11 protein-coding genes are annotated in these 15,743 nt (G+C 42.4%); 7 read left to right on the plus strand and 4 right to left on the minus strand.

Annotation, left to right across the window (positions count from 1 at the left end; genetic code table 11):
• Position 1 precedes the first annotated feature (1 nt).
• The gene (hutH, locus tag SJY38_RS13300; protein WP_286741773.1) at positions 2-1,555 is read left to right on the plus strand and encodes a histidine ammonia-lyase; all 1,554 of its coding nucleotides are present in this window, start codon (positions 2-4) and stop codon (positions 1,553-1,555) included.
• Here hutH and SJY38_RS13305 read toward each other — a convergent pair.
• Positions 1,533-2,303, minus strand: a complete 771-nt coding sequence (locus tag SJY38_RS13305; protein WP_286741772.1) for an NADP-binding protein — start codon at positions 2,301-2,303, stop codon at positions 1,533-1,535. The genes hutH and SJY38_RS13305 overlap by 23 nt on opposite strands.
• A 116-nt stretch (positions 2,304-2,419) precedes the next feature.
• Here SJY38_RS13305 and SJY38_RS13310 point away from each other — a divergent pair, with 116 nt between their 5' ends.
• From SJY38_RS13310 to SJY38_RS13325, 4 genes are all read left to right on the plus strand, one after another.
• Complete coding sequence (locus SJY38_RS13310) at positions 2,420-4,447, plus strand: methyl-accepting chemotaxis protein (RefSeq protein WP_029773386.1); 2,028 nt, start codon at positions 2,420-2,422, stop codon at positions 4,445-4,447.
• A 431-nt stretch (positions 4,448-4,878) separates the two neighbouring features.
• Complete coding sequence (gene secA, locus SJY38_RS13315) at positions 4,879-7,587, plus strand: preprotein translocase subunit SecA (RefSeq protein WP_064386276.1); 2,709 nt, start codon at positions 4,879-4,881, stop codon at positions 7,585-7,587.
• A gap of 60 nt (positions 7,588-7,647) precedes the next feature.
• Positions 7,648-8,046: an 8-oxo-dGTP diphosphatase MutT gene (mutT, locus tag SJY38_RS13320; RefSeq protein ID WP_004589320.1), complete on the plus strand. Its 399-nt coding sequence runs from the start codon at positions 7,648-7,650 to the stop codon at positions 8,044-8,046.
• 5 nt (positions 8,047-8,051) lie between these two features.
• Positions 8,052-9,119, plus strand: coding sequence for a phosphotransferase enzyme family protein (locus SJY38_RS13325; RefSeq protein WP_377109963.1), 1,068 nt, complete (start codon positions 8,052-8,054; stop codon positions 9,117-9,119).
• Between the two features lie 154 nt (positions 9,120-9,273).
• Here SJY38_RS13325 and SJY38_RS13330 read toward each other — a convergent pair whose 3' ends face one another.
• From SJY38_RS13330 to pmbA, 3 genes are all read right to left on the minus strand, one after another.
• Positions 9,274-11,349, minus strand: a complete 2,076-nt coding sequence (locus SJY38_RS13330; protein WP_377109964.1) for a M13 family metallopeptidase — start codon at positions 11,347-11,349, stop codon at positions 9,274-9,276.
• Positions 11,350-11,599: 250 nt separating this feature from the next.
• The gene (locus SJY38_RS13335) at positions 11,600-12,082 is read right to left on the minus strand and encodes a DUF721 domain-containing protein (protein WP_121636872.1); all 483 of its coding nucleotides are present in this window, start codon (positions 12,080-12,082) and stop codon (positions 11,600-11,602) included.
• 117 nt (positions 12,083-12,199) lie between these two features.
• Entirely contained in the window at positions 12,200-13,549 is a 1,350-nt protein-coding gene (gene pmbA / locus SJY38_RS13340; RefSeq protein ID WP_377109965.1) for a metalloprotease PmbA, read from the minus strand.
• Positions 13,550-13,693: 144 nt separating this feature from the next.
• Between pmbA and yjgA the strand changes: the two genes are divergently transcribed.
• On the plus strand, positions 13,694-14,227 hold the full coding sequence (yjgA, locus tag SJY38_RS13345; RefSeq protein WP_004589315.1) for a ribosome biogenesis factor YjgA: 534 nt from the start codon (positions 13,694-13,696) through the stop codon (positions 14,225-14,227).
• A 112-nt stretch (positions 14,228-14,339) separates the two neighbouring features.
• Positions 14,340-15,713: an oxygen-independent coproporphyrinogen III oxidase gene (gene hemN / locus SJY38_RS13350; protein ID WP_377109966.1), complete on the plus strand. Its 1,374-nt coding sequence runs from the start codon at positions 14,340-14,342 to the stop codon at positions 15,711-15,713.
• The last annotated feature ends 30 nt before the right edge of the window (positions 15,714-15,743 follow it).

Raw genomic sequence — 15,743 nt, forward strand, 5'->3', positions numbered from 1 at the left:
CATGATTTCACACACTCTCACACCAGGGCAGTTAGACTTAAGCACCCTAAGAAAAATTAATGACTCAGCTGTCACACTTAACTTAGTCGATGGCGCCAGTACACAAATAGCGGCCAGCGCACAAACTGTTCAAAACGTAATAAACAAACGCCAAACGGTGTACGGTATTAACACCGGCTTTGGCTTATTAGCCAATACAAAAATAGCAGATGACGAGCTTGAGCTACTGCAGCGCAGTATTGTGCTTTCGCATGCTGCCGGTATTGGGGAGTTCATGGACGACAGCACTGTAAGACTAATGATGACCTTAAAAGTAAACTCTTTGTCTCGGGGCTACTCTGGGATACGCCTAGAGGTGATCGCATTTTTTATGCAACTACTGTGCAGTGAAGTGTACCCGTGCGTACCACAAAAAGGGTCTGTGGGTGCTTCGGGCGATTTAGCGCCTCTTGCTCATATGTGCCTTCCACTATTAGGTGAAGGCAAAATGCGCCACAAAGGTGAAATTATAAGTGCAGAGCAAGGGCTGAAAATTGCCAATCTTTCACCTATTACATTAGGCGCAAAAGAAGGACTGGCACTGTTAAATGGTACACAAGCCTCTACCGCATTTGCGTTACAAGGGCTTTTCAAAGCAGAGGATTTGTATGCACAAAGCTGTGTTATAGGCTCTATTAGCATAGAAGCTGCAATGGGCAGCCGCGCACCCTTTGATGCACGCATTCACGAAATACGGGGGCAACGCGGCCAAATTGATACGGCCAGTGTATTTAGAGAGCTACTTAGTACTGAATCACAAATTAGCCAATCTCACGTAAACTGCGAAAAAGTACAAGACCCTTACTGCCTTCGCTGCCAACCTCAGGTACTCGGCGCGTGTTTAACACAAATTCGCCACGCCGCAGATGTGTTGTTATGTGAATCAAACGGCGTTACCGACAACCCACTAGTATTTGCCGATGTGGGCGATATTATATCCGGTGGTAACTTTCATGCAGAGCCCGTTGCTATGGCAGCTGATAACTTAGCTATTGCGATTGCCGAAATAGGCGCGCTGGCAGAGCGAAGAATCGCGCTACTTATTGATTCAAACCTCTCTACACTGCCACCTTTTTTAGTTGAAAACGGCGGAGTTAACTCAGGTTTTATGATTGCCCAAGTAACCGCAGCTGCGCTTGCCTCCGAGAACAAATCGCTTGCTCATCCCGCCTCGGTAGACAGCCTGCCAACATCAGCAAATCAAGAAGATCATGTCTCTATGGCAACCTTTGCAGCAAGGCGCTTAAAGGAAATGGCCAATAACACCCGCGGGGTATTAGCAATTGAATGGCTTGGAGCTGCTCAAGGGCTTGAGTTTAGAGCCCCACTTAAACCTTCACCGCAAGTAGAAAAAGCAAAAGCTCTGCTGCGCGAGCATGTAAGTTACTACGATAAAGACCGCTACTTTGCCCCCGATATAGACGCAACCAATACACTTTTAGCACAAGGGGCATTGTGCGACTTTATTCACCACAACCCACTACCATCGCATTTTAAATTCCATGCTGATAGCTAAAACCTAACGCTTCAATTGCTGAGCCAAGTACTTTGCGCTCAGCACTTTCATTACTGGTAAAGGTTGGCATTTCGCCGCCATGCTCTGCACATTTTTGTGCATAATAATTCGCTTTAGTTGGGTGCGATGGATTTACCACGTTATAAATATTTTGCCCCGAATTATAGTTTTCTATTACCGCAAAAATGGCGTTTATCACATCTTGTTGATGCACCATATTAACCACCTGCTGGCTCGATGAATTTAATTCTTTACCAGCAACAAAGCGCCCCGGCTCGCGGTTAGGCCCTAATAACCCTGCTAAACGCAGTACTTTACCATCTTGCTCAAGCACCTTTTCTTCGCCATCGTATAGTTTTATTTGTCGCTCATTGGTACAACTTATTTCACTGCTTTCAGTGTAAACACCTGGCTCTTGGTCGTACACACCGGTAGATGAGCACAAAATAAAGCCCTTTGCATTTAATTGTTTAGAAAGTGAAAGTGCAGCGCTTAGTGTTTCTGGGTAGTTACTTTCACAGTGTCTGCTTCGTGGGGGGATTGCACACACCCAGTAAGCATCGTGTAAATCTATTTGGTGTATTAGTTGCCCATCAATCAAGACAAATTGACGCTGAAAATCGTCTGTGTGCTCATCACTTCTATGCGTACCTTGTACCTGCCAACCCGCCTGTTTAGCTTGTAGGCACAAAGTATGACCCAACCAGCCTGCGCCTAATACTACTAATTTATTAGCTTTTGTTTCCATTTTTGCATAACCCTTCATTTTAAACGCATAATTAGTGCTTTTTATCTAACTTCATAGAGATTTAAAGTAAGATATGATTAGATACAACCTACTAAAAAACAATAATACGTGCACTTATGCTAAATAATTTATCATTACGGAAGAAAATATTATTATTGATTGGTGGCACCATCACCATTTTGCTAATTATTGCTTCAACATTTTTTGTAAATCACATCGCGAACCTTTCCAGAGTAAACATTGAGCGCGAAGCTCAAAGCTACCTACAAAGCGAACAACTTTCAATGCAAAGCTACTTTGCAAAGTATGGCAAGCTGGTTTCTACGTTTGTTAATAACCCGCATTTAGTTAATTTTTTTGAAAATTGGGATACTCGCGATCAGCCGATTAAAAATGCCCCCGGCTACAACGAAGTTAATCAAGACTTTGTACGCATTAGCTCAAATGACGAAAATGTACTGTCGGCGTTTTTCGCATCAGCAACCACCGGTGAATACTTTAAAGAAAACGAGCGTACCAGTCATTACAATGGCCAACCTTACTACGCCTATAAACGTGGTTGGTGGCAAGAAGCCCTGCAAATTAATAAACTTTACGTAGGCCCTATATCGGTCGATTTAACCACTGGGGTTGCCTCAGCAGTTGTACAACAGCCGGTATACAACGCACAGCGTAAACTTATTGGTATGGGCGGCGTTGATTTACAGCTTAATAAAATCAACGATATGGTTGAAGGTATTCGCTTTAACGGCCAAGGCTATGGCTTTTTACTTGATGGCAATCAAAAGGTTGTACACTTTTCAAATGCTACCGGCCATAAGCTGTCTAACACCGACGAAGGCCCTAAAGGTAAAGAAGGGCTAGATGGCCTTGAAAGCCAGTTTAATAATACTTCAGGCTTTACAGAGCTTAATGCACAAATGCGTAATAACCTCGAAGGCAGCCAATTGGTGACCTTAAAAGGAGAAGAGTATTATGTGGTGTATCATCGCTTACAACTAGAGCAACCTTATCTAGATTGGTATGTAGGTATACTGATCCCAACCAGCATGATTGAAGCCCCCGTTAATGAGGCGGTTACCACCACAACCACCGCAGTGGTGATTATTTTAGTGATCATTCTAGCGATGATATTATGGGCAACCCACATGATCTCGCAGCCTATTACCACTTTAACTAATATAATGCGTGATATTGCATCGGGCGAAGGCGATTTAACCCAAAAGATTAATATTACCAGCCAGGATGAGGTCGGCCAGCTTGCCAATCACATGAATACATTCATTGATAAGCTGCGCGCCATGATGCTAGAAACAGCCGCACAAGCTGAGCAGTTAACCAATGCCGCAGCGCAACTTAAAAACGTGTCTGCTCAAACCAACACCGAAATACAGCAAGAAAAACAACAAGTAGACAGCGTAAGTGCCGCCGTGACCGAAATGGCCAGCACTGTACTTGAAATATCGCGTAACGCACAGCATACCAACAGCGCCGCCGAAGAAGTACAAGCTATTACTGCCGAAGGGGCTGACCGCTCAACTCAAGCACAACGTGTGATGACCGAACTTGCGCTACACATAGGTGAAGCGTCTAAAGTGGTAGCAGGGCTTGAGCAAGAAAGTAATAACATTGGTGCATTGGTGGATGTAATTAACTCCATTGCCGATCAAACCAACTTACTTGCTCTAAATGCCGCCATTGAAGCTGCCCGAGCAGGTGAGCATGGCCGTGGTTTTGCGGTAGTTGCCGATGAAGTACGTTCACTGGCAAGCCGTACGCAAGAATCAACAGACGATATTCGTAATATGATTTCTCGCTTACAGCAAATTGCCCAACAAGCGTCGGTAATGATGCTACAAGGACAAGAGCAAACTGAAGGCTCAGTATCGCAAACAAAAGAAGTACTAAGTTCATTACAAAACATTGCTCAGTCGGTAACTAAAGTACAAGACCAAAGCCACCAAATTGCCACTTCAACTGAGCAACAAACCGTTGTCGCAGAGGATATTAATACCAGCCTTGCAGCAATTAATGGCTTAGTAAACAGCACCGCTGATCACGCACACATTTTAGCAGATGAAGCGCGCGATTTAAGCGATCTTGCTGTTGCCTTAAACAAAACGGTTAATCAGTTTAAGCTTTAAATACACAGCGTAATAAGGTGGGTAACTAAGTATAAAATTAACCCATCTAGGGCGTGTTGAGCTTTGTGGATTGAATGAATTTCAATCACCCAAGGCCTGCATGCCCTAGCACTCTTGTTTTTAAATTTTTTAACACCATATCTTCACAACTTGCTGCTATTTTTTAGCGTAATTAAATCAGTTAAAGTGGTTTTTACGCATCAGATCAAATTTTTCTGTTTTTAATACACATCTTTTAGTTGAGATAGTTTGTTGTTTGGCAGAGTCTGGTATAGTAGCACACGTATTAAACAGTGCTTTGAGGCTCTTTAATACAAAATTGCTAATTAATATGTTCTACAGGTTATGTAAAAGTACATATTAATTACCAATTGTAAAAAATGGGTTAGCCGACACTCGGTTAACAAAGAATACATTGTAACGGTTTTATCATGATATCTAATTTATTTACCAAGATTTTTGGTAGTCGCAATGACCGCACTATTAAAAACCTAAGAAAGACGGTCGCGCTAATTAATGCGCTAGAAACGCAATTAGAAGCGCTTTCTGATGAAGATTTAAGAGCTAAGACAGCTGAGTTTAGAGAACGTTACGATAACGGACAAAGCCTTGACGACATTCTACCAGAAGCATTTGCTGTGGTACGCGAAGCGTCAAAGCGTGTAAATGGCATGCGTCACTTTGACGTACAGCTATTAGGCGGCATGGTTTTACATCAAGGTCGTATTGCAGAAATGCGCACCGGTGAAGGTAAAACCCTCACAGCCACACTTCCAGCCTATTTAAATGGCTTAACAGGCAAAGGCGTGCACGTAATTACCGTGAACGACTACCTTGCTAAACGTGATGCTGAAACAAACCGCGAGTTATTTGAGTTCTTAGGCCTTACTGTGGGCTGTAACGTACCAGGCATGATGCCACAACAGAAAAAACAAGCTTACAGTGCCGATATTACATACGGTACTAATAACGAGTTTGGTTTTGACTACCTACGTGACAACATGGCATTTAGCATTGATGAGCGTGTACAACGCCCACTGTTTTATGCGGTAGTGGATGAAGTGGATTCAATCTTAATTGATGAAGCGCGTACACCACTTATTATTTCAGGCCCAGCTGAAGATAGCTCTGAGCTATACATCGAAATCAATAAAATTGTGCCGCTTTTAGAGCTTCAAGAAAAAGAAGACGAAGAAGGCATTGAAGGCGATGGCGATTACACAATCGACGAAAAGTCTAAGCAAGTTCATTTAACTGAGCGCGGTCAAATTAAAGTAGAAGACCTACTTACTGAACGTGGCTTAATTGAAGAAGGCGACTCGCTTTACTCAGCCGGTAGCATTACCTTACTGAGCCATGTGTATGCCGCACTTCGTGCCCACAAGCTTTATCAAAAAGATGTTGATTACGTTGTTAAAGAAAACGAAGTTATCATTATCGATGAGCACACAGGGCGCTCAATGGAAGGTCGTCGTTGGTCTGAAGGTTTACACCAAGCTGTTGAAGCTAAAGAAGGCGTAAAAATTCAAAACGAAAACCAAACACTGGCTTCAATCACTTTCCAAAACTACTTCCGTTTATACGAAACTTTAGCCGGTATGACTGGTACAGCCGATACTGAGGCATTTGAGTTTCAATCTATTTACGGCCTAGACACGGTTGTTATGCCAACTAATAAGCCGATGATCCGTGATGATCGCGCCGATTTAGTTTACCTAACACAAGAAGAAAAATACGAAGCTATTTTAGCCGATATTAAAGATTGCCAAGAGCGCGGACAGCCTGTGCTTGTAGGTACTATTTCGATTGAAAGCTCTGAGTATTTATCGCAGTTTTTACGCAAAGAAAAAATTAAGCACAACGTACTTAATGCTAAATTCCACGCGCAAGAAGCTGACATCGTATCGGATGCAGGTTTACCAGGTACTGTAACAATTGCAACCAACATGGCCGGTCGTGGTACCGATATTGTGCTTGGTGGTAACTGGAACAGCGAAGTTGAAAAACTAGAAAACCCAACAGATGAGCAAATTGCTGAAATTAAAGCGGCGTGGAAAATTCGCCACGATGCAGTAATTGACGCTGGCGGTTTACACATTATTGGTACTGAGCGTCATGAATCGCGCCGTATAGATAACCAATTACGTGGCCGTGCTGGTCGTCAGGGTGATGCCGGCTCTAGCCGTTTTTACTTATCGATGGATGATGCGCTAATGCGTATATTTGCCGGCGAGCGCATGACTAACATGATGCGTAAACTAGGCATGCAACGCGGCGAAGCCATTGAGCACCCTTGGGTTAACCGTGCAATTGAAAACGCTCAGCGTAAAGTAGAAGCACGTAACTTTGATGTACGTAAACAATTGCTTGAGTACGATGATGTAGCAAACGATCAACGTCGTGTTGTTTACTCTCAACGTAACGAGCTGCTTGAAGAAGGCGATATTTCAGAAACCATTACAGCAATCCGTGGTGATGTACTTGCAGGTGTTATTGATCAATACATTGCACCACAAAGCCTTGCTGAAATGTGGGATATCCCAGGCCTTGAAGAGCGCTTAAAACAAGACTTCCTGATTGAGCTGCCTATCACGCAGTGGTTAGCTGATGACAATAAACTATACGAAGAAAAACTTCGTGAGCGTATTGAGCAAGCGGTTGAGCAAGCTTACAAGCAAAAAGAAGAGCAAGTTGGCGACTCTGTACTACGCCAGTTTGAAAAAGCGATTATGCTACAAAGTCTTGATCAGCACTGGAAAGATCACCTTGCTGCAATGGATCATTTACGCCAAGGTATTCACTTACGTGGCTATGCACAAAAGAATCCTAAGCAAGAATACAAGCGCGAGTCGTTTGAGCTATTCACCGAAATGCTTGAAAACTTAAAAGTTGATGTAGTGGGCATTTTAAGTAAAGTACAAGTTCGTGCCGAAGAAGATGTTGAAAAAGTAGAAGAGCAACACCGTAAAAGTGAAAATGCCCCTCGCGAGTACCAACACGAAGAAGCTGAACATGTAGGCGGTGAAGCACCTCAAAGCGCAACTGTAATGGCAAGAACAGCGCCTAAAGTTGGCCGTAACGATCCGTGTCCGTGTGGATCAGGACAAAAGTTTAAGCAATGTTGTGGTAAATTAAAGTAACGACGCATTGTATGTAATTAAAAAGCGACGCTAGCGTCGCTTTTTTTATGGAGAAAAAACATGACAACAAAAATTGTAAATGTAGCGGTAGGCGTAATAAAAAAAAATAACGCCATCTTTATCTGCAAGCGCGCTGATGAGCAACATCAAGGTGGCTTATGGGAATTTCCAGGCGGGAAAGTAGAAGCTGGCGAGAGCGTATTTGCTGCACTTAAACGTGAGCTAAGTGAAGAAGTTGGCATTACCATTCACAGCTCTAGCCAACTGATGGTGATTGAACATGACTATGGCGATAAATGTGTAAAACTTGATATTCACGTTGTGAGTAACTTTAGCGGTGAAGCACATGGCGCCGAAGGGCAACCAAGTGAATGGGTCGCTATTAATGAGCTTAGTAACTATGAGTTCCCTGCTGCTAACGCCGAGATTATCGAAAAAATACAAGCGCGATACGCCTAAAGTACATGAATACAGCAATACAAAATAAATTAAGTAAGCTATTAGCGCTAAACCTTGAGCTTACTCAGGTGAGCTCTTTAGGCAGCGGACATATAAACACCACGTGGCTGTTAACTAATGCTGCGCAGCAATTTGTTGTTCAAAAGCTCAATACTCATGTATTTAAAAACCCAGCACAACTGGTCAATAACGCCCAGTTAATTGAGCAGCACCTAAGCGCTAAACAACAAGCAAATACTTACCCGCTCGACATTGTTAAGCATATAAGTACTTGCCAAGGTGAATACCTTATTACAATTAACAACGCGTACTATCGCGTGCTTAATTTTATTAGCCAAAGTATTAGCGAAGATGTGGTTACAGAGCCCCATCACGCACAGCAAGCCGCATTTGCATTTGGCACCTTTACACGTGCCTTGCTCGATTTTGACGCATCAAGCCTCTACCCTGTTATTACTGACTTTCATAACTTAGCCATGCGCTTTGAGCAGCTTAATACAGCCATTAGCACCGCCACTAAAGAGCGGCTGCAGCAGTGTAAAAACGACATTGACTACTGCATTGCACAACAGCATTTAGTAAAAGAACTCGCTGACGTGACAGCCGATTTGCCCACCCGGGTGTGCCACAACGATACTAAAATAAATAATATGCTGTATTGCAGCAATACATATAAAGCTAAAGCAGTTATCGATTTAGATACGTGTATGGCAGGCTTTTTATTGTATGACTTTGGAGACATGGTGCGCACATTTTGCTGCGCTGAGGCAGAAGATTCAATTAATCTTGAGAAAGTGGTTATTCGCAAAGAGGTATTTACAGCCCTTGTTAAAGGCTACCTTGCCCCCCTTAAATCGGCTATTAGCAACAAAGAGCAAGCAAGTTTGCTGCTAGGCGCTAAAGTTATGCCGTTAATGCTCAGTGTGCGGTTTTTAACTGATTACTTAAATAACGACGTGTACTTTAAAACCACCCATGCAGAACATAATTTAGAACGTGCGCAAAACCAGCTGGCTTTGTATAAAAATATTTTAAGTAATCAAAGCTGGATGCATAAAACACTCATGCAGTAGCCCTAAATTAAGTATTATTGCGCATTGGTATTAGTACTCAGTATTTAAATATAAAAAAGCCAGCAAGCTAAACACTTACTGGCTTTTATTTACTAACCTGAATGCTGGCTAATTTATCTCTTAACCAGATTCAAGTTAACTAACAGGCTATCAATTACCAAATTTTCACGCGGTCTTCTGGTTTGATATACATTTTGTCGCCTTCTTTTACGTCAAACGCTTGATAAAACTCAGGCATATTCGACAAGATACCGATAACACGGTAGTGACTTGGTGAATGCGGGTCTGTCATTAAGCGGTTACGTAGCTCTTCATCGCGGTACTTACGACGCCAAATTTGTGACCAACCCATAAAGAAACGCTGATCGCCGGTGTAGCCATCAATAACAGGCGCTTTGTTCTCACCTAACGATAATTGATACGCCTTATAAGCCACCGTTAAACCACCTAGGTCGCCAATGTTTTCGCCAAGGGTAAGCTCGCCGTTAACACCCGCATCTTCAAACGGTTTATATTCGTTGTATTGCGCTACTAACGCGCCGGTACGCTCTTCAAACTGTTTAAGATCAGACTCACTCCACCAGTTACGTAAGTTACCGTCACCATCGTATTTAGCACCTTGGTCGTCAAAACCATGGCCTAACTCGTGGCCAATTACTGCGCCAATTGCACCGTAGTTTACAGCGTCATCGGCTTCTAAGTTAAAGAACGGTGGCTGTAAAATAGCAGCTGGGAATACAATTTCGTTATTTACTGGATTGTAGTAAGCATTCACTGTTTGTGGCGTCATATGCCACTCAGAGCGGTCCACTGGCTTGCCTAATTTAGCAATCATGTCGCTATAAGCCCACTGACTGTAACGTATGTAGTTACCCACTAATTCATCAGGGTTAATGCTCAGCTGTGAGTAGTCTTTCCACTTATCTGGGTAGCCAATTTTTGGGGTAAATTTGTTTAGCTTTTCTTGGGCTGCAAGCTTGGTTTCAGGGCTCATCCACTCAAGGTTTTCAATAGCAACGCCGTAACCTTTAATAACGTTATCTACCAGCTCTTCCATACGTGCTTTTGCTTCAGGCGGGAAGTTATCTTTTACGTATACTTTACCTAAAATTTCGCCAAGTACGCTGTTAGATGCATCAACCGCTTTTTTCCAAAGTGGCGCTTGCTCTTTTACGCCGCGTAATGTGGTGCTGTAAAAATCAAATTTAAGATCAACCAAGTCAGTGCTCAGTAACTGCGCGTAACCACTTACAAAATGAAACTTTAAGTAGTTTTTCCATGTTGCTAAATCTGTTTCTTTGTACACATCAGCAAACCCTTCTAAGTAGCTTGGCTGACGTACAATAATGTCTGAGGTATCTACCCCAGCACTTTTGAAAAATGCTGCTAAATCAAAGTCGCCTGTTAGCTTATTTGCCTCAGCTACGGTCATTTTATTGTATGACTTAGTTGCATCACGGCTTTGTACTCTACTCCATTGCGCCTCAGCTAAAGCGCTTTCAAATGCGATAACGCTTTTCGCGGCATCAGCGGCATTTTCAACGCCAGATTTAGCTAAAATATCGGTTATGTATTGCTCGTAAGATGCGCGAATTTTAGTAAATTTTTCATCATCTTTTAAGTAATAGTCACGATCAGGTAAGCCAAGTCCAGATTGCGATAAGTACAGCGCGTATTCACTTGAATTTTTAGCGTCGTTATTTACAAACCAGCCAAATGGTAAGCTCGCACCTTGCTGCTGAATTTTAGCCATTAAAGGAGCAAGATCAGCTTTTGAATCTAGGCTATCAATGGTATTAAGTGAAGGTTGTAAAGGTGTAATACCTAACTCATCACGTGTGTCTTTATCCATGTAGCTTTTGTAAAAAGCACCAATTTTGTACTCATCGCTGCCTTTTTTAGCACTGCTATTATTAGCGGCACTTTCAAGCGCTGTCTTCATCGCTTTTTGCGACTCGTCGTATAACTGTGTAAACGAGCCGTAGTTCGACTTATCGCCAGGGATCTCTGTTTTAGCAAGCCACTGTCCATTTACATGGTAATAAAAGTCATCTTGTGCACGAACCGACTCATCCATATTGGCAAGGTTTACACCTAGCTCAAGCGTTTTTTCTGCAGGTGCTGTAACAGCAGCGGTCTCGGCCACTTGCGTTTCTTGTTGTTTTTCACCGCAACCTACTAGGCCCAGTGCAAGTGCGATACTTGCAGCGGTAATAGTTACTTTTTTCATAATTATTCCGTTTGTTAGTAAAGAATAAAATATCTATTTCATTAAACTATTGCATGCCAGAGAAAAAATAAAAGCGCCCTGCGATGCTTTCACTTAATGAAATTAATATTTAGGCGGTTAAAACAACACGCCGAATTTGTATGATAAACCCCATTAAAGAAACAATAAAATAGAATATGTAACAAAGTATTTTCTATGAGACGAGGTAACAAAATAGCCCTACCAACAACCATAATCGCGCTTTTGGGAGTTATTTTTTACCATGGCGAGCAAGGCGCTCTAGCTTTTCTTTCAGCGAAGGAGGCGCTGATGCGGCAATGGCATTAAGGTAATCTGAAGTTTGCTGGCTCATTTTTCTCGAATTGCCAGGTGCTTTACCTGCGGGGCCGGGTTTATCTGTTGTTGGGCTTAAGCGCGCTGTTGCTTGAGGGTTTGCAACAATTTTAATTTGTCCGAGCTCTGCCATGCCTGCCGCTCTAAAATGCGACTGCATATCCATTTTTAAATAATTAAGTTTAAGGGCAATTGCCGCCGATACAGCTTCAATCATCAACGTGCCATCGCGGTAATTACTCACACGGCATTTTTCAGCAAGCTTTGGCCCTAAAAACTCTTTGAGCAACACCTGTTGCTTGTCAAGCGCTTGGCTTTTACCTGCATAAGCCGATAAGCGATTATTAAGGCCTGCCATAATGTCAGTCAGGGGTTTTGGTGCGTACCTATCTTTAGCCATTCAACACCTCAAAAATTTAAATAAAGCACGTTTAAGCCGAGCGTTTAAATGCTCGGCTTTAATATGTGCTTTTATATTATACCAATTCGCTTAATTACGTATTATTGCAAATTGCTATTATGCGCCTGCTACTTGCATTTGCTCTATAAGTACTGAGCCGGTTTGAATGCCGCCTCTGCGCTCAATATCGCCCCCTATGGCCGAAATACCTTTAAACATGTCTTTTAAATTTCCGGCAATGGTAATTTCACTAACAGGGTACTGAATTTCACCGTTTTCTACCCAAAAACCAGCAGCTCCACGCGAGTAGTCACCCGTCACGGTGTTTACGCCTTGCCCCATCAGCTCGGTAACTAATAAGCCTGTTCCCATGGTTTTTAATAAAGCCGATAAATCGCTGTGCGTTTGCTCAACTAACCAGTTATGAATACCGCCTGCATGGCCTGTTGGAGCCATATTTAGTTTACGCGCTGCATAACTTGCTAATAAGTACGTTTGCAGCTCACCGCCTTGAATAATTTCACGGTCAATCGTTTTTACCCCTTCGCTATCAAAAGGCGACGACGCTAATCCTTTTAATATGTGAGGACGCTCAGCAATATTAACGTTCTTACTAAATACCTGGGTGCCTAGGCTGTCGAGTAAAAAGCTCGATTTACGATAAAGCGCCCCGCCGCCAATTGCCGACACTAAATGGCCAAACAATGAGTTGGCAATATCGGCTCTAAAAATAACAGGGACTTTCATAGTACCCAGCTTTTGGCTATTTAGTTTAGCCAGAGTTTCGGTGGCGGCTTCTAGGCCTACCGCAGCAGCGTCGTTAAGTCCGCCCTGATCGCGAGCAACAGTATAAGCAGAGTCGCGCTGCATGTGCTCGCCTTCTTTGCCTATTACCATCGTGCTAATGCTGTGGCGCGTACGTGGAAAACCAGCAATTAAACCATGGCTATTACCATACACACGTAAGCCTTGGTGCGATGAAAAACTTGCACCATCTGAATTAACAATACGCTCATCAGCATTTAAAGCGGCTTGCTCTGCAGCGTGACATAGCTCAATACCTTGCTCAGGGCTTACATCCCACGGATGATATAAATCAAGGTTCTTAGGGGCAAACTCGAGTAATTCTTTATCGGCAATACCATTAAAAGGGTCGTCTGAGGTAAATTTGGCAATATCAATGGCTTTTTCTACTACCGTGCGCAGTGTTTTTGGGTTTAGATCAGCAGTAGACGCCGAGCCTTTATTATTCCCTACATAAACACTGATACCTAAACCACCATCTTGGTTAAACTCTATGGTTTCTACTTCACCCATGCGTGTGCTTACCGATAAACCCGATGTACTAGACATAGCAGCTTCTGCGGCAGTGGCACCCAATTTTTTAGCATGCTCGAGCACTTCAGCTACGGCATCTTTTACTTGAGAGATTTGAGAATAAATTGGATCGTGTTGTTGGCTTTTCATAAATTAAGTCCTGAGCCTTAAGGCAATATTGCACGCATTTCTTATCTTTAAATGCTAACACACTCACTGCACCACATCAGCTAATATTAATCACTAAAAGAATCGCGTATAATGGCAAAAGTTATTTTTACTTAAGAGCACCCCATGGCGAAGAAAAAAGGCAAGCCTGCTGAAATTGAAGAAGAAATTATTTACGTATCAAAAAGTGAACTAAAGCGCGACGCGCAAGAGTTTCATCAGTTAGGTTCTGAAATTGCTAAAATGGGGAAAAAGCAACGCGAACGCTTACCACTCAATGACGATTTGAAAGCAGCCATGGTAGTTGCTGATAAAATCAGTAATAAAAGCGATGCGTACCGCCGCCACTTAAATTACATTGCTAAAACGCTACGCACAGTAGAAAACGTTGAAGAAATTAAAGCCATTATTGACGTAATGCTTAATAAAAATAACCAAGCTGAGGTTTTAATTAAAAAAATTGAGCAATTACGTACCGACTTAATTGAGCAAGGCGATGATTTAATTAACGAAACTATTGAGCAATACCCAACCCTAGAGCGCCAAAAAATGCGCCAATTGGTACGCAACGCCGCTAAAGAAGTTAAAGCTGAAAAGCCAGGCAAGGGCTATAAAGAATTGTTTCAATACTTAAAAGATGCCCACAACATAACGTATTAGCAAAAAATACTATTTTAAAAAGGTGCTTAGGCACCTTTTTTGTTGTAGATCAAAACCCCTCCCTTAAAAGCTTTTTATACTCAACACCTCATTAATACATAAGGTGCGCGTGATGATAAAGCTTCCAAAATGGGATCAAACTCTTATAAATAAGTATAACGTGTCAGGGCCGCGCTATACCTCCTACCCTACCGCTTTATCTTTAAGCGAGGGGTATCAGCAACAAGCCCTTGTTAGCGCTATAAAATCATCCTCTAGTCGCTCTCTTTCTTTATATATTCATATCCCATTTTGCAGTGAGCTTTGCTATTACTGCGGATGTAACAAGGTGATCACACGCCATCAGTCTAAAGCCGATGTATATTTAGATTATTTAACAAAAGAAATAGCAGCACATGCCCCTTTATTTAAACACTACACAGTGGAGCAATTGCATTTAGGGGGTGGTACGCCAACCTTTTTAACTGTAAAGCAAATGACGCGCTTAATTAACTTATTAGAGCAGCACTTTCACTTTACCCGCAACACTGAGCGAGGCATTGAAATAGACCCACGCTCCCTTGCTAAAGATATGCTTATACACTTACGGGTTTTAGGCTTTAACCGCGTATCCTTTGGTATTCAAGATTTTAACGATGAAGTACAACAAGCGGTTAACCGCACACAGCAAGTAGATACCGTTAAAGCACTGATAACCCAAGCCCGCGAGCTTGGCTTTAAGTCTATAAATGCAGATATGATTTATGGCCTACCTAAACAAACACCCCAAAGCTTTGAAAAAACAATAGCGCAATTAATTGCCTTAAGCCCAGATAGAGTCTCTGTATTTAATTACGCACATTTACCAGAGCGCTTTGCAGCGCAACGTAAAATAAAAGAGGCTGACTTACCCAGTGCCCACGACAAGCTAACCATGTTTAAAAACACCTTGGCGCAAATGACCTTTGCAGGCTATCAGTTTATTGGTATGGATCATTTTGCAAAAGCCGTCAACGAACTTGCAGTCGCGCAAAATAAAGGGCAGCTACATCGCAACTTTCAGGGCTATACCACTCACGGTAATTGCGACTTATTAGGTTTAGGGGTCTCGTCTATTTCGCAAATTGGCACGGCCATTTTACAAAACCAAAAAGTGCTTAAGCATTATTATCACGCAATTGAAACGCAAGCCGGCAGTGCTATACATAAAGGAATGCATTTAACGCACGATGATGTAATACGCGCGGAGGCTATTAAATCACTTATTTGCCAGTTTGAATTAGACACGCACGCATTTTCGAAAAAGCATTCTATACATTTTAATGAGTATTTTGCGGATGCGCTGTTAGCGCTAAAGCCTTTAATAGACGATGACATGGTGCATATAAACGATAAGGTAATACGCGTCACGCCTCGCGGAAATCTATTTATTCGTATTATATGTATGTGCTTTGATGCTCACTTACAAAAGCAAATAAGTAAAACCCGTTTCTCACGTGTGATTTAATTAGTGCTATACCAATTCGCTTATCACGTT

The organism is Pseudoalteromonas sp. R86517 (genome assembly GCF_042466295.1).
In the GTDB taxonomy this organism is placed as follows: Bacteria; Pseudomonadota; Gammaproteobacteria; order Enterobacterales; family Alteromonadaceae; genus Pseudoalteromonas; species Pseudoalteromonas atlantica.

What these genes read in the sequence shown, in the direction of transcription:
- SJY38_RS13310 (WP_029773386.1), top strand. Translation starts at nt 2,420, where the DNA reads ATGCTAAATAATTTATCATTACGGAAGAAAATATTATTATTGATTGGT.
- SJY38_RS13330 (WP_377109964.1), bottom strand. Translation starts at nt 11,349, where the DNA reads ATGAAAAAAGTAACTATTACCGCTGCAAGTATCGCACTTGCACTGGGC.
- mutT (WP_004589320.1), top strand. Translation starts at nt 7,648, where the DNA reads ATGACAACAAAAATTGTAAATGTAGCGGTAGGCGTAATAAAAAAAAAT.
- hutH (WP_286741773.1), top strand. Translation starts at nt 2, where the DNA reads ATGATTTCACACACTCTCACACCAGGGCAGTTAGACTTAAGCACCCTA.
- pmbA (WP_377109965.1), bottom strand. Translation starts at nt 13,549, where the DNA reads ATGAAAAGCCAACAACACGATCCAATTTATTCTCAAATCTCTCAAGTA.
- secA (WP_064386276.1), top strand. Translation starts at nt 4,879, where the DNA reads ATGATATCTAATTTATTTACCAAGATTTTTGGTAGTCGCAATGACCGC.
- yjgA (WP_004589315.1), top strand. Translation starts at nt 13,694, where the DNA reads ATGGCGAAGAAAAAAGGCAAGCCTGCTGAAATTGAAGAAGAAATTATT.
- SJY38_RS13335 (WP_121636872.1), bottom strand. Translation starts at nt 12,082, where the DNA reads ATGGCTAAAGATAGGTACGCACCAAAACCCCTGACTGACATTATGGCA.
- SJY38_RS13305 (WP_286741772.1), bottom strand. Translation starts at nt 2,303, where the DNA reads ATGGAAACAAAAGCTAATAAATTAGTAGTATTAGGCGCAGGCTGGTTG.
- SJY38_RS13325 (WP_377109963.1), top strand. Translation starts at nt 8,052, where the DNA reads ATGAATACAGCAATACAAAATAAATTAAGTAAGCTATTAGCGCTAAAC.
- hemN (WP_377109966.1), top strand. Translation starts at nt 14,340, where the DNA reads ATGATAAAGCTTCCAAAATGGGATCAAACTCTTATAAATAAGTATAAC.